Origin of the sequence: Treponema vincentii, from assembly GCF_018336815.1 — a bacterium.
Classification (GTDB): Bacteria; Spirochaetota; Spirochaetia; order Treponematales; family Treponemataceae; genus Treponema.
Map to the genome: position 1 here is coordinate 187,172 of NZ_CP050497.1, position 19,569 is coordinate 206,740.

Consider the following 19,569-nt stretch of genomic DNA (forward strand, 5'->3'; position numbering starts at 1 on the left):
TAGCATTGAAAAATAGCGCCGTCAAGAAAAATATTTATAAAATACTCAAAATATACCCATTTTATTGTTAAAGGCGGTGAACTATTTATAAAGTGATTAGCATATCTGATTATCGTAAAGCAAATAGGGAGGGATGCATAATTCATCAGTAAGGGGGGCGCCGATGAATTATGCGTTGGGATTTTTCTTATATTCCTGCGTGCTCGCGAATAAAGCGCCGCGCCTTTACCGCGTATTCAAAAGGATTGGCAATCGCGGGATCCTGCTCGGCTTCGACAAGGAACCATCCTTCGTACTTATGCTCTGCAAGGATTGCAAAAGCTGCGTCGAAATCAATCGACCCGTCGCCCGGGACGGTAAATGCACCCAGTCGAACTCCTTGCAAAAAGCTTAAATGCTCATCCTTTACTTTTTTTAACAATCGCCGGACGGATATCTTTAAGGTGAACATGCTTAATACGATCAACATATTTTTTCAAAATTGCAATGTGGTCTTCGCCTGAATACACCAGATGACCGGTATCATACAACAGATACACTAACGAAGGATCGGTTTCGGCCATCATCCGGTCGATTTCCGCCGTTGTTTGTACAACAGTTCCCATGTGATGGTGGTAGACAATCTTCATACCCTTTTCCTGTGCAAGAGCGCCCAGATTGTTTAACCCTTTGCAAAGCAGCTTCCATTCAGCGTCATTCATACAGTGCTTTTTTTCAAATATAGGCGTATCCTGCTGTCCCTGAATACTGTGCCCCTGTTCCGACACGACAATAACCTTTGCCCCCATCGCATGTAAAAAGTCGCGGTGCTTTTTGAACGCCTCTGCCGTTTCTTCAAAAGGCTTCGTTGTCAAAAAAGCGCTGAACCACGCGCTTGCAACCTCAAGATTGCGTATTTCAAGGTATTTTTTTAAGACAACCGGATCACGCGGATATTTATTACCGATTTCCGTACCTGCATACCCTGCCAATGCAGCCTCGCTGATGCACTGTTCAAATGAATTTTCCTTGCCTAAATCGGGCATATCATCATTTGTCCATGCAATCGGCGCAATGCCGACCCGAATTTTCTTTGCATCAAACATAAGTATTTCTCCTCTATGTTAATATTTTCTTGCTTGAGCAAGATGCATTTCTTTTTGCTTGTACGCTTCCCGTACCGATTCCGATGCCGAATTACCCGCAATACCGACATGCCACCAAGCGCCGTATCCGTCGGTCATGGTTTTAGGCAACACCTTAATGTCGATCAATACGGACTCAGGGACGGACATTGCTTCTTTCAATGCGTCGGACAGTTCATCAAGCGTCCGCGCCGTATAAGCTTTAAGGCCGTAGCCCCGCGCCACCATTGCATAATCGATCGGTATCATTTCTCCGTCCTGCTTTCCCGTTTCAGCATTCCTAAAGCGGAATTCCGTTGCGAGGCTGGCAATGCCCTGCCCCATTTGCAGGTTATTGATGCAGCCGAAGCCGCAATTATCAAACAGCAATACGGTAATCTTAGCCCCTTCTTGCCGCGCCGTTATCAGCTCGGAATGCAGCATTAAAAAAGCGCCGTCCCCAACCATGCTATACACAGGGCGTGCAGGCTCTGCAAGTTTAACCCCGACGGAGGCGGCAATCTCGTAGCCCATACAGGAATATCCGTATTCGAGGTGATAGCCGCCCGGTGAATCCGTTGTCCACATCCGCTGTAAATCCCCCGGTAAACTGCCGGAAGCGCCGACTATAACCGCATCGGCTTCTATTGTTCTGCGGATAAGCGCGAGGGCAGCTGTTTGCGTAATAACGCCGCCGGTTGCGCGGATAAAGTCATCAATCGAATGAGGATTACGCTTTTCAATAAGCGGCTGAAATCCCGTTCCGTTTTTAGGATAGGAATATTCTGAAAGCTTCTCCATCTCGGCATGCCAACCGGCCTGCGCAGCCTCGATTTCTCCCGAATATCCGGTACGATACTGCGCATTTTTAAGCGCCGGCAGCAGTTCTGCAAGGCAGACTTTCACATCACCGACAAGCGGCAGCGCATCAAGCTTTCCTGCATCAAAGCCGCTGACATTTATCGAAAGGAATCGGACATCGGGATGCCGGAACAGCCATTTTGAAGCGGTGGTAAAGTCGGTAAAGCGTGTCCCTACCCCGATAATTAAATCGGCCTCTTTTGCAATTGTATTGGCGGCGCTGTTTCCTGTTACCCCGATGCCGCCGAGGTTCAGCGGTTCGCTACCGGCAATACAGCCTTTCCCCGCCTGCGTTTCTGCAAAGGGGATACCGAAGGTCTTACAAAACGATAGAAGCTCCTGCCCTGCTTCCGAATACCGCACGCCGCCGCCGCAAACCACCAAGGGTTTTTGCGATCCGGCAATGCAGTCTATTGCCTGTTTTACCAGCGTTTCATCAGGACGGCGGCGCTCAATTGTGTGTACCCGCTCAGCTAAAAAGCTTTCGGGAAAATCCCAGACCTCACCCTGCACATCCTGCGGCAAAGAAATACACACCCCGCCGGTCAGTTCGGGGTCGGTTAACACTCGTAGTGCATTGATGAGCGCCGTCATCAGCTGTTCGGGGCGGTTTACGCGATCCCAGTACCGGCACACCGGCTTAAAGGCATCGCTTGTGGTAACCGCCGCGCTGTGCGGTTGCTCTATCTGCTGCAGTACGGGATCACTCTGCCGTGTTGCAAAGGTGTCGCCGGTTAAGACCAGTAGGGGAATATGGTTTGCCGTTGCAAGCGCGCAGGCGGTTACCATATTTGCGGCGCCCGGCCCGATAGATGATGTGCACGCGATGATCTTTTGCCGATTATGCTGTTTAGCAAAGCCGATCGCCGCATGACACATTCCCTGCTCATTCCTTCCCTGATATACCCGTAATCCGCCCGAATCGGCAGCTAAAGCTTCACCGAGTCCGCAGACATTCCCGTGTCCGAATATCGTAAATATTCCCGCTACAAACTTTATCCTCTTACCGTCCCGCATCACATATTGGCGGTCAAGAAATGCCGTTACCGCCTGTCCAACCGTCTTTCGTATCATCCCCGATTCCTCCATTGTATCTCAATTATATATGAGAACCTTCCAAAAACTGATTCACAATCCGCGCGAACGTATACGATAAATCATTTCTTTACAGAACAAGCCGATAGGCTTGCAGTTTTTAGAGGTTTTCCTTAAAGTTAGCTGCCTCGGTTAATTTGCTTCTATAATTCAAATAGTAGCATTGAACGAGAGCGCCGTCAAGAATTTTTTTTAAGAAATACTCATTATATACCCATATTAAATAAATAATATTACCAATATATAACATTGACATAACACTGGAATCATATTTAACATACCATTATTTATCAATTTATTGCTTGAATTTACCCAAAACCTATAGTATACTGGAGTTGAACTATTAAGGAGGCTGAAGAAAATGATTTCTCTCGGCATTATCGGTGCAGGAAGAATCGGAAAGGTTCATGCACAAAGTATTATGAATCATATTGCATCGGCGCATCTTAAAACGATTGCCGATCCTTTTATGAATGAGGAAACCGAAGCCTCGCTCCGTGCGCTCGGCGTTTCCGATTGTTCAAAGGATTACAAAAAGATATTAAATGATCCCGAAATTGATGCAGTCTTAATCTGCTCATCAACGAACACTCACGCGGATATATCGCTTGAGGCAATCGCAGCCGGTAAACACGTGTTCTGCGAAAAGCCCGTGTCTCAAGACATCGCAAAAATCCGTCAGGTAATGGAAAAATTAAAGGGCACAAAACTTAAATATCAGGTAGGCTTTAACCGCCGGTTTGATCATAATTTTGAAGCGGTACGCGCCGCCGTCGCAAATGGAGATGTCGGTGATGTGCATATTGTACGCATCACATCTCGCGACCCTGCGCCGCCGCCGCCCGAATACGCAGCCGTTTCAGGCGGTATGTTCCTCGACATGACCATCCATGATTTTGATATGGTGCGTTATTTAACCGCAAGCGATGTTGTCGAAGTATTTGCAAACGGCGCCGTACTGGTGGATCCGCTTATCGGAAAAGCAGGCGATATAGATACTGCAATTATTTCGCTTAAAATGGCGAACGGAGCCTTAGCCGTTATAGACAATTCCCGTAAGGCGGCTTATGGCTACGATCAACGTGCGGAGGTATTCGGATCAAAAGGTCAAGCAAGCGTTTCCAACGATACAAACTCATCGCTTATATTGAGCAGTGAAACCGGTATCCATGCCGAAAAGCCGCTCTACTTTTTTCCTTGAACGGTATATGGCTTCCTTTACAAAAGAGGTACGGATGTTTGTGCAGGCAATCGAACAGGACTGCCCCGTACCGGTTGATATTAACGACGGATTACAGCCGGTATTGATCGCTGCCGCGGCATTGCGCTCTTTGAAAGAACATCGTCCGGTACTTTTATCGGAAATAAAGTAAGAGGCAGGCATCGGCATGGCATTAGCACTGATGACGGATTTATTGCGGGAAGCCGAACAGCACAATAAGGCGGTAGGCGCTTTTAACGTTGCCGATATGGAAATGATTATCGGCGCAATAAAGGCGGCGGAAACGGCAAATACCCCGATTATTCTGCAAATTGCACAGGCGCGGTTGGTTTATTCCCCGTTCCATTTAATCGCGCCGATGATGGTGAGCGCCGCCCGCGCCGCAAAGGTAGCCGTAGCAGTGCATCTTGACCACGGACAAACCCTCGATGTGATTCACAGTGCGCTCGATTATGGCTTTACCTCCGTTATGATTGACGGTTCCGCGCTTCCGCTGGAACAAAATATTGCAATAACGAATGATACGCTTGCCGCAGCGAAAAAATACGGCGCGGGCGTCGAAGCGGAATTGGGAACAATCGGCGGCAGCGAAGGCGGCGCCGAGAAAAAAGCCATTACCACCAATCCCGAAACCGTAAAGGAATTTTTACGCCAAGCCCCGGCTGATGCGCTGGCCGTTGCTATCGGGAATGCGCACGGCCATTATAAAGGAACACCGCAGCTTGACTTTGAGGTGCTTAAAACAATACATGCACTGACTCCGGCGCCGCTGGTTTTGCATGGCGGTACCGGCATCAGCGATGAAGATTTCAGGCGTTGCATAGACTGCGGTATACGAAAGATAAACATTGCAACGGCAAATTTTGACGCCTTTGCGGATGGTATACGCGCTTATTGCGCCCGACATGATACGCCCGGTTTTTTTGGCTTACATGAAGCTGCCGTGCAAGGCGTATACAAAAATGTCCTTCGTCATATTGCGGTTTTTAATAATGAGGAGAAAAGCTGATGTATATTAATTTTGAACGGTCTCGTCCGCTTGATCTTGTACTGTTCGGACGGGCAACCGTCGATTTAAACCCTATTGATTATTTTCATCCGCTGCAGGATTGCGTTTCGTTCAAAAAATATCTCGGCGGTTCTCCCGCGAATATTGCAGTAGGACTTGCCCGCCTCGGGAAAAAAGTCGGCTTTGTAGGAGCTGTTTCCGATGATCAGTTCGGTACCTTTATTACCGACACTTTTCAAAAAGAAGGAGTTGATACTTCCCAAATGGTGCGGACAACGCACGGGGAAAAACTCGGTCTTACATTTACGGAAATTCTCAATGAACACGAAAGCAGTATCCTGATGTACCGCAATCAAGCGGCAGACTTATCGCTTTCTACAGAGCATATCCACGAAGATTATATTCAATCGGCAAAGGCAGTGCTTATTTCCGGTACCGCATTGGCGCAAAGCCCTTCCCGCGAAGCGATGCTGAAAGCGGTTGCACTCGCAAAGAAAACCAAAACGCCGATTATTTTCGACATTGACTACCGCCCCTATAACTGGAAAAGCGAGGATGAAACCGCTCTGTATTATTCGATTGTAGCGCATGAAAGCGCTATCATACTCGGTTCCCGTGAGGAATACGATTTAACCGAACGGCTGATAGGGCCGGGTAAAAATGATGCGGAGACGGCAGCCTATTGGCATGCGCAAAAAGCAAAAATCGTTGTTATTAAGCATGGAAAAAAAGGCTCGACGGCATATACGCAGGACGGAAAAGACTTTTCGATTAAGCCCTTTCCGGTTAAAGCGCTTAAATCGTTCGGCGGCGGCGACGGCTATGCTTCGGCGTTTTTATTCGGTATCTTTAACGGTTGGGATATAATTGAATGTCTTGAATTCGGCAGCGCTTCGGCAGCGCTTTTGGTGGCAAGCCACGGCTGTTCCGCCGATATGCCGTCTGAAGAAAAGGTAAGGCAGTTTATCAAAGAGTGTAAAGCGCAATACGGCGAAATGGTTGCGCGGGAGGGATAAAGGTTATGAATTACGATAGAAAATCACTATTCGGCTATCCTACGTTTAACGAACACGGTGTACAGACACTCACGGAAACAAAAGGGCTTTATGCGAATATGCTGATGAACATTTCCGTCCACCGGCTTACGGCAGGGCAAACGCTTTCTTTACAGGATGCGGCGCAGGAAACTGCTTTGCTGCTCCTTGAAGGAGCGGTACGCTTTGCGTGGGACGGTAAAACCGAAACCGCCCAGCGACCTACTACTTGGGACAATACCGGTTATTGCCTGCATATCCCAAGAAATACTGCGGCAACCGTTACAGCGGAGCAGCCCTCGCTCGTACTGGTACAGCAAACGGAAAACTCCCGTAGTTTTGCCCCCGTGTTTTATACTCCCGATACGGTAAAAATCAACACCTTCGGCGCCAATATACCCGGCAACACGGCGGTACGGGAGGTTACAACCATCTTTGATTACAGTACGGCTCCATATTCCAACATGGTCATCGGAGAAATCTTTAACCATGCGGGATTGTGGTCAAGTTTTATTCCGCATACCCATGAGCAGCCCGAAGTATACTACTATCGCTTTGATAAGCCGCAAGGGTTTGGCGCTTGTTTTATCGGGGACGAGGCGTTTAAAATTAAACATGAAAGTTTTGCAGCCATCCCGGGCGGGTTAACCCATCCGCAGGTTGCCGCTCCCGCCTACCGCATGACCTATGTATGGATGATTCGGCATCTTGACGGAAACCCGTGGACAAGCCGATGCGATGCGCCCGAACACCGCTGGATAGTTGACCAATTCGGTAGTATTGGGTATTAAATTATTCATACTATGAGAACACAGCGACTGGAGAAAATTGAAGACTTTATTTATCATTATCAAGCGGTAACTCTTGACCAACTTTGTGATGCCTTTAAAGTATCAAAAAACACTATCCGGCGGGATATTGATGAAATTATTAAAGGAAAAAAAATTGAAAAAACATACGGCGGGGTACGTGTTGTAAAGGATGCAATTGCGCTGCCTTCTTTTGGCGATCGAACGGTTCAGAATCTTGCTCTAAAAAAGCGGATTGCGCGCACTGCTTGTGATTATGTAAAAGATGGAGATATTATCTTTATCGATTCAGGCACCACCACCTGTCACATGATAGAAGGACTGCAAAACAAACAGATTACGGTGCTTACCAATAATCTTGAATTTCTTATTCAGGCAGTGCCGTATACCGGTTTACAAGTCTTTAGCCTCTCCGGCGAACTGGATAGGAGTACGCTTTCTTTTACCGGCCCGCATACGCTTGAGGTTTTGAAAAGTTATAATATTTCCAAAGCTTTCATGGCGGCAACCGGTATTAGCGCTCATGCGGAAGTCAGCAATACGGTTCCGGCGGAATCGGTAGTGAAGAAGCTTGCTATTGCCCGTTCGCAGGAAGTATATCTTTTGTTAGATAGCAGTAAATTTAATCAAACATCAATGGTAACCTATAGCTCTTTCAGCAATTTGGATGCTCTGATAACCGATAAACAACCGACAGACGATTTACTTATTGCTCTTCAAAAAAATCATGTTGAGATTGTGCTTACTCAATCGTATCAAACTTCCGATGATAAAGCTCATTAATCCGCCGGTATACAAATGGAAATTCATATACCGGCAAAGAAATTTTACAAGTTTTTCAGGCTAAATAGTGCCGTCCCATGTGCTTACTTCGCTTGAATGAATTTCGTGTTCATCAAACCAGTGAGTGGTAACAACTTTTGTTTCCGTAAAGAACCGATAACCGTCTTTGCCGAGCGTATGTAAATCACCGATGAACGATTCTTTATGCCCTGAGAAGGGGAACATTCCGATAGGTACCGGTATACCGACATTTATTCCAACCATTCCCCCATCGGTATGACGCACAAATTCCCGCGCATAGTACCCGTTTTGGGTGTAGATAACCGATCCGTTTGCAAACGGGTTTCGATTCATAATTGCAAGTCCTTCTTCAAAGGTTTTTACCCGCTTGATACATAACACAGGGCCGAAAATTTCCTGTGTACCGACCGTCATATTCTCCGTAACGTTATCGAGGATAGTCGGGCCAAGGTAGAAGCCGTTTTCTGCACCGGCAACGGTATGATTTCTGCCGTCTAAAACGAGCGTTGCTCCTTCTTTAATACCTGTTTCAATCCATTTAATAATGGAAGCCTTATGCTCGGCATTGACAACAGGCCCAAGCTTTGTTGCCTTATCATAGGCTTTTCCGACAGTAAGCCTCTGGGCTGCCTCTTTAAGCTTCGCAACGAGCGCATCGGCAATACCCTCTTGTACAACGACAACCGGCAGCGCCATACAGCGTTCACCGGCGCACCCGTATGCCGCATTAATAATGCCGGCTGCAGTCCGTTCAATCGGCGCATCATCCAATACCAATGCATGATTTTTTGCTTCACAGAGCGCTTGAACCCGTTTACCGGTAGCGGCAGCCGTTGAATAAATATGCTTACCGACCGACGTTGAACCGACAAAGGTTATCGCTTTAATATCCTTGTGAGTTAATAAAATCTCCGCTTCGGTACGGGAACAGGTTACAATGTTAATAACTCCATCCGGCAACCCCGCTTCTTTATAAAGTTCAGCGATACGCAACGCCGATTGCGGTGTAAAAGTTGCTGCTTTTAGTACAATAGTATTCCCGCAGGCGACACAAATAGGAGTCATCCATCCCATCGGTATCATCGCAGGAAAATTGAAGGGGACAATACCGGCGCATACGCCGATCGGTTCCCGGTAAAGTACCGTATCGTAGCCGAACGAAGCATCCATCAAACTTTCACCCATAATGAGCGAAGGGGCGGAAATCGCTTGTTCGGTACCTTCTTTTGCTTTCAATACATCGCCTTGCGCTTCTGCCCATGCTTTTCCGTTTTCTAACGCTACCAAATGAGTAAGTTCATCCATGTGCTCAATCAGTAAATCTCTGACCTTATACAATATCTGCGTCCGTTTCTGTACCGGAGTTGCAGACCATGCCGGAAAAGCTTTTTTTGCGGCTGCTACCGCAGCATTTACTTCCTCTGCCGTACAGCAAGGGACTTTTGCAATTACCTCTCCGGTACTTGGATCATAAGCATCTGAAAATTTCCGTGTTTTTGAAACGATATGCTTCCCATCGATAAAAAGCGGCAATGTTTTAACCATTGGTTCCTCCTTAGTTTTATTAAACCAGTATGTTATAAGTATTTTATGAGCAACTTATGGTAATATTATAGGGTCTCTATGGTTATATGTCAATTGAAATATTCGGGAATCATGATAATGCAAAATTCATTTCGGCAATTGCAGGGGGAATCATTCTTAGGTGCCCACCCGTACAACCTTATCGGCGCGTTCTACAACCGTGCCGATAATTGCCGGTTTTCCGCAGACGGTATTTTCAAGGACGGTGCAGAGTTCTGTGTATAACTGCTGCGCGTCTTGCTGTGCTACCGCAATAACAAGCCCGCCTGACGTCTGCGGGTCAAACAGTATATCCTGATAGGCGCGCGGCACTCCGTCCAGCGCAGCATTATCGCCGACAAAGCTCCTGTTTGAATACGCTCCGGCGGGAACAAAGCCCATTTCGGCATATTCAACGGCAGCGTCAAAAATCGGCAGCGATTTACAAGTAAGCTCAATACTGAGGCCGCTTCCCTTTCCCATTTCATACAAGTGCCCCAACAGTCCAAAGCCCGTGATATCCGTACAGGCGTGAACCTCATATTTGGTCATCACAGTGCAGGCGGCGGCATTTAAAAAGGCCATAACGTCATACACGCCTTTAAGCTCATCCGCGCCGAGCATATCAGCCTTCGCTGCCGTTGTTAAAATACCGGAGCCGATGGGCTTGGTTAAAATCAGTACATCACCTGTTTTGCACGCTGAATTCCGAAGTATTTTATTGGGATGCACAAAACCCGTTACCGCTAAACCGTATTTCGGAATGCTGTCGTAAATGGTGTGCCCGCCGCAGATAATTGCTCCCGCCTCAAACGCTTTGTCGGCGCCGCCCCGCAGTATCTCTTTGATAACAGGTTCGGGCATTTTTTCCGAAATACAAAAAAGATTGAGCGCCAGTTTCGGAACACCGCCCATTGCGTAAATGTCACTGAGCGCATTAGCGGCGGCAATCTGCCCGAACATATACGGATCGTCCGTAATGGCCGGAAAGAAATCGGCGGTAAAGATTAACGCCGTTTCGTCATTGATTTTATAAACAGCCGCATCATCCGATGTATCGAAGCCGACCAAAAGCCGGGGATCGGAGCAAATAGGGAAGCTTTTTAATAACCCGTCCAGTGCACCCGCACTTAATTTTGCCCCTCATCCCGAATAGGACGAAGATTTAATTAAACTGAAATTTTTTTCCGGGATTGCACAGCTCATAGTTGCCTCTTACTTGTCCGCTGCGGTGTATGTTCCGGCAGCATCAAAGCTGAACACTTCATCGCGTTTAATGTTTGCAAAGTTCTCTGCGCCGAACACAGCGCCGTCTTTTATCATAACTTTAACAGCTGTCCCGCAGCCGGAACTCAGTTCGCGCGGTACGGGAATCAGCTTAACGGCGATTGCGCCGTTTTGCGCTGCTTCATCCTTTTCCAGAGTGCGCAGGCAAAGCATCGCTTCATAATGAGTGTGGAACGTTATTACGTAACCGCCTATCATTTTGAAACAGTGATTTTCCAGTCGCTGCCGTCTGCTGAAACAGAGGTCTTTGCCTTCATCTTATCGCAAAAGCGGATAACATTTTCTTTTGAAGTTTCGTTATCAACAAGCACCGTAAAATTCTGATGCGCATCGAATGCTTTTTTTGTCCGTACCACCGGTTCGGGGCAGGAAAGCCCCCGCGCATCTACCGTATAATCTGCCATATTATTCTCCTGTATAGCTCTGACGATTTTTATGCAACAGCCAATTTACCGTCATCAATTAAAACATTTGCAACCCATTCCGCAACAACACCCGTTATTGCAATACAATGTTGTTTTCTTTCAGGCGACATAAAATTATCCCCTGCCCACTGCCGCGTAATGACACGGCAACAAGTTGCCTTGTATTTTTCTTTTATAAAATCATGCAAGGCTTTGGCATGGAGAAACATTTTGGGATTCATCGTTTCTCCTTTTACTCGTCCGTAGACAAGACCAAGCGCAATTTCTCCGCCGGAAACCGCACCGCATAAGCATTGCGCTTTTCCCAATCCTATCGGAAACGCAGAAGCTGTTTTTACAATGTCGTCGTTGAATGGTTTACCGAGTGCATCATTGATAGTTTGCACTACGGCTTCCGAACAAAAAAAGGTTCCGCTTCTAAAGTATTCTTCAGCTGTTTCACGGATTTCTTTTAAATACTCCATTTTGTTTTTCATTTTCTTCCTCCAAAAAATAATGAGGCATCTTCTATTCCGAAGAATGCGAAGCAAATCTAACCGGCTTTTCAAAGATGCCCCTATTGTTATTGTGAGTTTTTATTCGGCTGAAACAAAAAAACCGAATAGCATACTAAAACCCAAAAAACAATTACGACTGCAACAATTTCTTCTGTTTTTGTTATAACAGTTAAGAGAGCGCCGCCTCTCTTAAAATAAGCGCCGGTCAATTTTACAGCCAAAGCGCTTATGACCAAGGGGAATGTGAAAGCTGAATACCCCGGTGTAAATTTCAACCGTAAAAGTTTCGGTAAACAGCCGATAGCGATGACATAAAACACAAGAGAAAAAACTAAAAGCAAATATACCATCGCCGTAGTCTTTTCCGGAAAAGCATTGAGATACCCTGCAAGCAAAAGGGAACCCGGAGCAGACAAAATGACCAATGTCGGCTGTGCAGGTTCCGGAATCTCTTTTACTTTTATAATCCTATAGCACACAATCGGAATCAGGCAGAGATATGTCAAAAAACCGAACCAAAATGCAATTTGACCGATCAACAGCTGTTTTACTGCCGGTGCGGTAACGCTGGCAACTACTATTCCTACATATACGATGTACCATGAAGGAAAGACTTTTTTTATTGCAAAATGAGGTAAAAACTTACAGCTGAACCATACAATTAAAACACAGTGCCCCAAAACCGCTGCATACCATACAGCATTCCCAAGTGCCGGAAAAAATACTTTCAGATATACGGCAAAGAGCATCGAAGCCATTGTAAAGGTAGGAAAGACGCTTGCAATAACCGGATTTTCAAATTCGCTTTTTATCTGTGTATTCAAAAACAGTAATTTCAGTACATATATTGCGTATAGAATAAAAGCAAGAAATCCGATAGCCAAGCGTATCCTATTGCTATAGGACTGTAAAAGATTACCAAGCGCAAACAGTGATAAAATAAGACCGGCAATCGGAATGGGGTATTTTTTCAAAAATGCCATTCAACTTCTCTCTTCTACTTATTCTTTATAGCGTAGTATATGCTGACACAGGCTGTTACGACTAATCCGATAACAACGGCAATCATCCCCGCGCTTGTCGGCCCTTTACCGGAAGAAGCAAGCCCGAAGTTATGAGCGAAAGCGGCGCCTGCAATCAAACCGGTTACGGTTATTGCCGAGTCGGTGTTACCCTCGCCGGTTAAAATGAGCTGGCGTAAGGGGCAGCCGCCGAGCAAGACACTTGCCCATCCAACGAGTACCATACCGAGCGCGTTCCACAATCCGTCGGTGTGGGCAACGGCTTGTCCCGCAAGTCCGAGCTTAAACTGTCCGGTTACAAGCGTTCCGATAAGCACGGCAACTAAAATAGCAATACTACCCGTTAAAAGGTGGAAGTCTTTGAGCATAATCGCATCGCGGATACCGCCTGCGGTACAGAGCCGGCTGCGTTGTGCCAATGCGCCGCCGACAAGACCGATACCGAGTGCGAGTGCAATCGGGGCATGCATTGAACCGGGGCCTTTTTCGCTAAAGGCGAGAACGGCGGGGAATGCAACCAATAAAATGAAGAATACGATCATCACGATGGGGGCAAGCATACCTTCCTGTCCGGATTGGGGATACGCGCGGCTCAACGAGAAATTCTTATTAAGGAATACCACTCCGATCGCGATACCGATGATGAACCCTACAAGCCCAAATACCGCATTCAAATCGCCCGCACCTAAACGCAAGAACATACGAAGCGGGCATCCCAAGAACATCAACGCACCGATCATTACGAAAAAGCCTAACACAAAGCGGGTAAAAGGCGCTGAACCGCCACGGGGCTTAAATTCTTTTTTTATAAGTGCAATAGCAAACGCACCGACAATAAGTCCGATGACTTCGGGGCGCATATACTGCACCACAGCCGCATTGTGCAGTTTTAAGGTACCCGCAATATCGCGTAAGAAACAGGCAATACAGAAGCCCATATTTCCCGGGTTTCCGAATTTGACCAATACGACAGCCGCAATACCAATGAATGCGCCCGTCAGTGCTACCATGAAATGTTTTTTCATTCCATTCCTCCAGCTTTGATTTTTTTAATAAAACTATAAAAAAAATTATATATAGTATGATACAAGGACTTTATGGGACTGTCAAGATTTCTTTTAAAGACCTCGGTCGAATTGATACGATGTCAATTATCAATTAATAGATGTCAATTGATACGATTGGAAAACAGCTTTTTTTGTGCTATATTATTATCAATTCTACTTTAGGATTGGTGTTTATGAAAGAAAAATTATCGATGCTTTGCTCGGTTTTAAGTAAAGACCAACCGGTACTTATACAAACGCATGATTTTCCGGATCATGATGCCCTCGGTGCGGCTTATGCTCTTTTAAAACTTTTAGAAAGCTACGGCTATAAAGTGGAGATTGCTTATGGTGGTCATATTCAAAGTTTATCGTTAATAGAATTTGTAGAATATTTAGGCTATCCGCTTTTAAAACTTGATGAAATTGATGATAGATGCAGAAAGATACTGCGGCAAAACCGCATTTTTAAACGCTGTCATTGCATTAGCTCGTTCTGAACAAGGAAAATAAAACCGATACAAGCAGAATCAACCGATACCGCCGTAGAAAATACCGAGAATATATATGATGACGGTAACGCCGCAGTAAAGATATTTTCCTTGCACAACATACGCGCTGCTGACCGGTTTTAAGTGACCTTTTGAAACTTCGCGCAACACGAAATCTTTATTGCATACCCAGAAGAACATAATACCGGCAAGTAAGGCTCCGAGCGGAATAATATAAATACTGATAACATCCATCCATATACCGAGTATGTTTCCGTCTTCAACAATAAGTCCGATAAGGAACCCGAGACCGAGCACGATGAGAAGCGAAACCTTTCGGCTCAATTTAAACTTTTGCTGCAGCATCTCTACCGGTGTTTCATACAGATTGATCAACGAAGTAATTCCGGCGAACAATACCGCGACAAAGAATATAATCGAAAACAGAGTACCGGCAGGCATCTCTTTAAAGATCATCGGCATGGTGATAAACATCAGCGGAGGCCCTGCTGTCGGTTCAAGGTTATACACAAAGACCGCGGGGATGATAACCAATGCTGCAAGCAGCGCTGCGAACGTATCGAATATCGCCGTGAATTTTGCACTGGTTGGAGCATCTTCATTATCCTTCAAATAGCTGCCGTATACCACAGTACCGCTTCCGGCGAGTGATAACGAAAAGAATGCTTGACCGAGTGCATAAACCCACGTTTTTACATCCGCCAATTTACTCCAGTCTGCTTTAAATAGAAAGGTATATCCGTCAGCTGCTTTCGGTAATGTCGCAACACGAATGGCAAGAATAATAAACAAGCCGAAAAATGCCGGCATCATCACTTTGTTGACTTTTTCGATACCTGATGAAACACCTGCCGCCATAATTATAAAGCAGCCGATAATTGCGGCACTGTGCCACGGTAAGCTTGAAAGCCGTCCCGCAATGGCACCGAAGTATGCACCGCTGTTCTCTGCAGCAAGCATGGAGCCTAAAAAAGCTCCTACTGTAAAGCGGATAATCCATCCGACTACAACTGTGTATCCGATTGCAATACCGAGCGAACCGGCAACAGGGATCCATCCGATAGCGGCACCTGAATTATTACCGTGCATTTGAGTTGCTTTCAGAAATGCACCGTGCGGGCCTGTTCTCATTGCCCGTCCTAAGCACATTTCTTCAACAATACCCGTGTATCCGATGAAAGTAACAAAGATGATGTAAGGAATTAAAAATGCCGCTCCCCCGAACTGCCCCGCACGGAACGGGAACAGCCAGATATTCCCCATGCCGACGGCGGAACCGATGCAAGCAAGAATAAACCCAACCTGTGATCCGAATTGATCGCGCCGTGCTTCTGTATTTATCATAGCTGGTTCCTTTTAATAGGCGGATTAGTACGCTTCGTGTTCCGAATGTCCACTTAGGGCTATTTAATGGGTTCCAAGTGAGCTTGGAAGTGGCGCAAAATCGGCGGTTCCCAAATGATGCGGTAACCCTTCACCTGCGAAGCCCGTTCCTTGATGTTGATTAACGCTTCGGCAATGACATCCAAATGAGCCTGCGTATACACACGCCGCGGAATAGCTAACCGTGCAAACTCAAATTCTGATTTAATCTGCTTACCCGTTTCAGGATCATTGCCGAGCATAAACGAACCGATATCGCAAGTACGGATGCCGGCTTCTTTGTACAGCTCTACGCAAAGCGTATGGCCGGGAAATTCATAGTAGGGAATGTGCGGGAACATCGCATTTGCATCGACGTAAACACCGTGTCCGCCCGCAGGATTTTGGATGGCAACACCGGCATCAAGCAGCTGAGATGCCAAATATTCCATAGAAGCATTGCGGTATTTCAGATATTCTTCATCGATACCTTCGTACAGACCAATCGCCAAAGCTTCAAGATCACGGCCGGAAAGACCGCCGTAGGTAATAAAGCCCTCAAACGAAATACAGTTGCCCTTAATCAGTTGATAAATGTCTTTGTTGTTCTTAATACCGATAAGACCGCCCATGTTGACGATTGCATCTTTTTTTGCGCTCATCGTAAAGGTGTCGGCATAGCTGAACATCTCGCGTACAATGTCTTTAATGGATTTATTGTTATATCCCGCTTCGCGTTCTTTAATAAAATAGGCGTTTTCCGCAAAACGAGCCGCATCGATATTAAATAAAATACCGTATTTTTTTGCGACCGCAGACACTTCACGGAGATTTTGCATCGACACGGGCTGACCGCCGGCAGAGTTGTTGGTAATGGTCATAACAATCATGCCGATATTTTCTTTGCCGTATTCATTGATATACTTTTCAAGTTTTTCAACATCCATATTGCCCTTAAAGGGGGCATAGACGGACGGCTTTTTCGCTTCCGCACACACGCAGTCTACCGGTTTCCCGCCGGACAAAGTGACATGCGCTCTTGTCGTATCAAAGAACATATTGGAAAGAGCGAACTGCCCTTTTTTAAGCAATAAGGGGAACATCACTTTTTCCGCCGCCCGTCCTTGATGTACCGGTTGGATAAATTCGTATCCGAAAATATCCTGTCCCGCTTCGAGCAATTTAAAATAGCTTTTGCCGCCGGCATACGCCTCATCCCCGACCATTACACCCGCCCATTGCCTATCGCTCATTGCGTTTGTGCCGCTATCGGTTAATAAGTCGATGTACACATCTTCCCCGCGCAAGTTGAACATATTGTACTTTGCCGCTTCAAGCTTTTTGAGGCGTTCTTCGCGGGTTGTCATTTTAATTGGCTCTACCATTTTGATTCTAAACGGTTCCGGTACATACTTTTTCATACGATTTCTCCTTTTGTGTTACTGTGCTAAATATTCGTTAATGCTCGCCGCCGCTTTGCGTCCTTCACCCATCGCGAGGATGACGGTTGCCGCACCGAGTACGATATCTCCGCCCGACCAGACTTTCGGGATGCTGGTTTTCTGGTTTTCATCGACGATGATGTTGCCGTTTTTTGTTACCTGCAATCCTTCCGTCGTTTTTGCCATCAGCGGGTTAGAGCTGTTACCGAGTGCAACGATAACCGTATCCACCGGGATTTGATGCTCAGTACCCGGAATGGCGACGGGGCTGCGGCGGCCGGAAGCATCGGGTTCACCGAGCTCGTAGTTCAGCACTTCGACTGCACACACCTTACCGTCTTTGTCGCCGATAAAGCGCGTCGGGTTTTGCAAAAAGCAGAACTCAACACCTTCTTCTTCCGCATGGGCGATTTCTTCGGCACGGGCGGGCATTTCGGCACGGGTACGGCGGTAAATACAGTACACTTTATCGGCACCGAGCCGGTATCCCATACGGGCGGCATCCATCGCGACATTCCCGCCGCCGATAACCGCAACAACCTTTGCAGGATACAGCGGTGTGTCCGCCTTATCTTCTTGATAGGCCTTCATCAAATTGGCGCGGGTTAAATACTCGTTTGCGCTGAATACGCCGATAAGGTTTTCCCCGTCGATGTTCATAAATTTAGGGAGTCCTGCGCCGGTACCGATAAAGGCGGCGTCGAAACCGTCTTCTTGGAGCAGCTGTTCCAGTGTTGCCGTCCGTCCGACTAAGAAGTTGGTTTCAAATTTGACGCCCATCTTTTTAAGATTTTCCACTTCTTTCGCGACAATGTCTTTGGGGAGCCGGAATTCGGGGATTCCGTAGACCATAACGCCGCCCGTTTTATGGAAGGCTTCGAATACGGTTACCGCATGACCGGCACGGCGGATATCGGCGGCGGCGGCAAGACCTGCAGGTCCCGATCCGATAATCGCAACCTTCTTTCCGGTATCGGGAGCAACCGGCGGAATTGTTGTCTTGTTATTATTTCGTTCCCAATCTGCAACAAAGCGTTCCAATCTGCCGATTGCAACCGCCTTATCCACTGATTTATGCATTTTGCCGACGGTACATACTGCTTGGCACTGTTTTTCTTGCGGACATACGCGGCCGCAGATAGCGGGAAGCAAGTTCGTCGTTTTAATCGTATCGACAGCGGCCTTAAAATCTCCCTTCTGAATACAGGTGATAAATTCGGGGATGGGTATACCGACCGGACAACCCTGTACGCAGGGGCGGTTCTTACAGTTTAAGCAACGTTCCGCCTCTATCCGCGCCTGTTCTTCGGTATAGCCGGTTGCAACCTCGTCCATAAGGCGGGCTCTGGCATGCGGTTCAAGTACCGGCATTTCCTGTATCGGGATAGCGCCGCGATCCTTCATTTTTAATTCTTTATCTTTCAGTTCGCCCCAATATGTTTTTGCCTGTTCCGCAAGTTCTTCACGGGGCACATAGTGATGTTCGGTATTTGTATTTTCATTTTCCATTTCATACTCCTCTATCCGGCAAGTCTCCGAAAATGCCGGTTCATCCTTGTTCGGATTAATTGGCGCCGTTTGACAGTCCAATTCTGCATGCATGACGATCGTGATCTTCCCGTTCCTTAAAGGCCTTCATCCGCATCATCATATTGTCAAAATCGACTTTGTGTCCGTCAAATTCAGGTCCATCTACACAGACAAACTTTGTCTTTCCGTCAACCGTAACGCGACATCCTCCGCACATTCCAGTGCCATCAATCATAATCGTATTTAACGAGACCACCGTGTGTATTCCGAACGGACGAGTTGTTGCTGCGCAGAACTTCATCATAATCGGTGGACCGATTGCGATAACCTCTTGAGGCGGCGCTGCGCTTTCGCAGATTTCCTTTAACGGTTCGGTAACCAGCGCTTTTCGGCCGTAGCTTCCATCATCCGTTACGATAATGAGCTCATCCGCTATCTTGCGCATTTCTTCCTCGAAAATCACGAGTTCTTTTGTACGACCGCCGATGATAATGATAACTTCATTACCGGCACGTTTATAAGCTTGGGCAATCGGGTGTAAAGGCGCCGTACCAATACCGCCGCCGACACAGACAACTTTTCCGACCTTTGCAATATGCGTGGGATTACCGAGCGGACCGAGAATTGCCGCAATCGAATCGCCTACTTCTTTTCGGCAGAGCTTAATCGTGGTTGCCCCAACTGCCTGAACGACAAGGGCTATCCACCCTTCGGAAGGATCGGCATCGGCGATGGTAAGCGGAATGCGCTCGCCGTAATCGATATCAAGCTGAATAATAACAAATTGTCCTGCCTTTCTCTGACGGGCAATTTCCGGTGCCGCAACGCGCAGATAGAAAACATCTTTTGAGAATTGTTTCTTCTCTAAAATCGTGTGAATCATTCGACCTCTTTATATAGATAAAATATGGTATCATTTATAGGTGATACACATTTCGTGCTATTT

The 19,569-nt window shown here is 46.7% G+C and carries 20 protein-coding genes and 1 pseudogene; 7 read left to right on the top strand and 14 right to left on the bottom strand.

The genetic code is table 11. The features are described from left to right. Positions 1 to 187 precede the first annotated feature (187 nt). Genes GWP40_RS12455 through iolD form a run of 3 tightly spaced genes read right to left on the bottom strand, consistent with a single transcriptional unit; the run spans position 188 to position 3,038 of the window. Positions 188 to 421: a TIM barrel protein gene (locus tag GWP40_RS12455; protein ID WP_230974503.1), complete on the bottom strand. Its 234-nt coding sequence runs from the start codon at positions 419 to 421 to the stop codon at positions 188 to 190. Continuing rightward, complete coding sequence (gene iolE, locus GWP40_RS00890) at positions 399 to 1,085, bottom strand: myo-inosose-2 dehydratase (protein WP_230974504.1); 687 nt, start codon at positions 1,083 to 1,085, stop codon at positions 399 to 401. The genes GWP40_RS12455 and iolE overlap by 23 nt, the downstream gene beginning before the upstream one ends. Before the next feature lie 18 nt (positions 1,086 to 1,103). Further along, positions 1,104 to 3,038, bottom strand: coding sequence for a 3D-(3,5/4)-trihydroxycyclohexane-1,2-dione acylhydrolase (decyclizing) (gene iolD / locus GWP40_RS00895; protein ID WP_212565681.1), 1,935 nt, complete (start codon positions 3,036 to 3,038; stop codon positions 1,104 to 1,106). A gap of 382 nt (positions 3,039 to 3,420) precedes the next feature. Between iolD and iolG the strand changes: the two genes are divergently transcribed. The 6 genes from iolG to GWP40_RS00920 are packed head-to-tail and all read left to right on the top strand — an operon-like array spanning position 3,421 to position 7,916. Then, the gene (gene iolG, locus GWP40_RS00900) at positions 3,421 to 4,260 is read left to right on the top strand and encodes an inositol 2-dehydrogenase (RefSeq protein ID WP_330997231.1); all 840 of its coding nucleotides are present in this window, start codon (positions 3,421 to 3,423) and stop codon (positions 4,258 to 4,260) included. 7 nt (positions 4,261 to 4,267) lie between these two features. Next, positions 4,268 to 4,432 carry a Gfo/Idh/MocA family oxidoreductase gene (locus tag GWP40_RS13345; RefSeq protein ID WP_330997232.1) on the top strand — a complete coding sequence of 55 codons (165 nt, stop codon included), beginning with the start codon at positions 4,268 to 4,270 and terminating at the stop codon, positions 4,430 to 4,432. A 15-nt stretch (positions 4,433 to 4,447) separates the two neighbouring features. Beyond that, entirely contained in the window at positions 4,448 to 5,290 is an 843-nt protein-coding gene (locus GWP40_RS00905) for a ketose-bisphosphate aldolase (protein WP_212565682.1), read from the top strand. Further along, complete coding sequence (gene iolC / locus GWP40_RS00910) at positions 5,290 to 6,306, top strand: 5-dehydro-2-deoxygluconokinase (protein ID WP_212565683.1); 1,017 nt, start codon at positions 5,290 to 5,292, stop codon at positions 6,304 to 6,306. Before GWP40_RS00905 ends, iolC begins: the two co-directional genes overlap by 1 nt. Before the next feature lie 5 nt (positions 6,307 to 6,311). Continuing rightward, complete coding sequence (locus GWP40_RS00915) at positions 6,312 to 7,115, top strand: 5-deoxy-glucuronate isomerase (RefSeq protein WP_212565684.1); 804 nt, start codon at positions 6,312 to 6,314, stop codon at positions 7,113 to 7,115. A 12-nt stretch (positions 7,116 to 7,127) separates the two neighbouring features. After that, entirely contained in the window at positions 7,128 to 7,916 is a 789-nt protein-coding gene (locus GWP40_RS00920; RefSeq protein WP_212565685.1) for a DeoR/GlpR family DNA-binding transcription regulator, read from the top strand. Positions 7,917 to 7,976: 60 nt separating this feature from the next. Here the strand turns inward: GWP40_RS00920 and GWP40_RS00925 are convergent, their stop codons facing one another. The 7 genes from GWP40_RS00925 to yedE all read right to left on the bottom strand — a co-directional run bounded on the left by GWP40_RS00925 (position 7,977) and on the right by yedE (position 13,756). Continuing rightward, positions 7,977 to 9,482, bottom strand: coding sequence for a CoA-acylating methylmalonate-semialdehyde dehydrogenase (locus GWP40_RS00925; protein WP_212565686.1), 1,506 nt, complete (start codon positions 9,480 to 9,482; stop codon positions 7,977 to 7,979). A 156-nt stretch (positions 9,483 to 9,638) separates the two neighbouring features. Next, positions 9,639 to 10,694, bottom strand: a complete 1,056-nt coding sequence (gene selD, locus GWP40_RS00930) for a selenide, water dikinase SelD (RefSeq protein WP_414162775.1) — start codon at positions 10,692 to 10,694, stop codon at positions 9,639 to 9,641. 21 nt (positions 10,695 to 10,715) lie between these two features. Further along, positions 10,716 to 10,985: a putative Se/S carrier protein gene (locus tag GWP40_RS00935; RefSeq protein ID WP_212565688.1), complete on the bottom strand. Its 270-nt coding sequence runs from the start codon at positions 10,983 to 10,985 to the stop codon at positions 10,716 to 10,718. Beyond that, positions 10,982 to 11,191 (bottom strand): sulfurtransferase TusA family protein, encoded by a 210-nt coding sequence (locus tag GWP40_RS00940; protein ID WP_162661966.1) that lies wholly within the window; start codon positions 11,189 to 11,191, stop codon positions 10,982 to 10,984. Before GWP40_RS00940 ends, GWP40_RS00935 begins: the two co-directional genes overlap by 4 nt. Positions 11,192 to 11,220: 29 nt before the next feature. Then, positions 11,221 to 11,688 carry a C-GCAxxG-C-C family protein gene (locus GWP40_RS00945; RefSeq protein WP_212565689.1) on the bottom strand — a complete coding sequence of 156 codons (468 nt, stop codon included), beginning with the start codon at positions 11,686 to 11,688 and terminating at the stop codon, positions 11,221 to 11,223. Between the two features lie 86 nt (positions 11,689 to 11,774). Next, positions 11,775 to 12,692, bottom strand: a complete 918-nt coding sequence (locus GWP40_RS00950; RefSeq protein ID WP_212565690.1) for a TDT family transporter — start codon at positions 12,690 to 12,692, stop codon at positions 11,775 to 11,777. 14 nt (positions 12,693 to 12,706) lie between these two features. After that, complete coding sequence (gene yedE / locus GWP40_RS00955) at positions 12,707 to 13,756, bottom strand: YedE family putative selenium transporter (RefSeq protein ID WP_212565691.1); 1,050 nt, start codon at positions 13,754 to 13,756, stop codon at positions 12,707 to 12,709. A gap of 215 nt (positions 13,757 to 13,971) precedes the next feature. Between yedE and GWP40_RS00960 the strand changes: the two are divergent. Then, positions 13,972 to 14,211, top strand: a pseudogene (locus GWP40_RS00960) (DHH family phosphoesterase); the annotation flags it as partial. Positions 14,212 to 14,307: 96 nt separating this feature from the next. On the opposite strand, the gene GWP40_RS00965 reads toward GWP40_RS00960, so the two are convergent. Genes GWP40_RS00965 through GWP40_RS00980 form a run of 4 tightly spaced genes read right to left on the bottom strand, consistent with a single transcriptional unit; the run spans position 14,308 to position 19,503 of the window. Next, positions 14,308 to 15,633, bottom strand: coding sequence for a sodium-dependent transporter (locus tag GWP40_RS00965; RefSeq protein ID WP_212565692.1), 1,326 nt, complete (start codon positions 15,631 to 15,633; stop codon positions 14,308 to 14,310). A 59-nt stretch (positions 15,634 to 15,692) separates the two neighbouring features. Then, entirely contained in the window at positions 15,693 to 17,072 is a 1,380-nt protein-coding gene (locus tag GWP40_RS00970) for a tryptophanase (RefSeq protein WP_212565693.1), read from the bottom strand. An 18-nt stretch (positions 17,073 to 17,090) separates the two neighbouring features. Then, on the bottom strand, positions 17,091 to 18,602 hold the full coding sequence (gltA, locus tag GWP40_RS00975; RefSeq protein WP_212565694.1) for an NADPH-dependent glutamate synthase: 1,512 nt from the start codon (positions 18,600 to 18,602) through the stop codon (positions 17,091 to 17,093). 55 nt (positions 18,603 to 18,657) lie between these two features. Then, a complete protein-coding gene (locus GWP40_RS00980) occupies positions 18,658 to 19,503 on the bottom strand; it encodes a sulfide/dihydroorotate dehydrogenase-like FAD/NAD-binding protein (RefSeq protein ID WP_212566492.1) in 846 nt (281 codons plus the stop codon). Between the last annotated feature and the right edge of the window lie 66 nt (positions 19,504 to 19,569).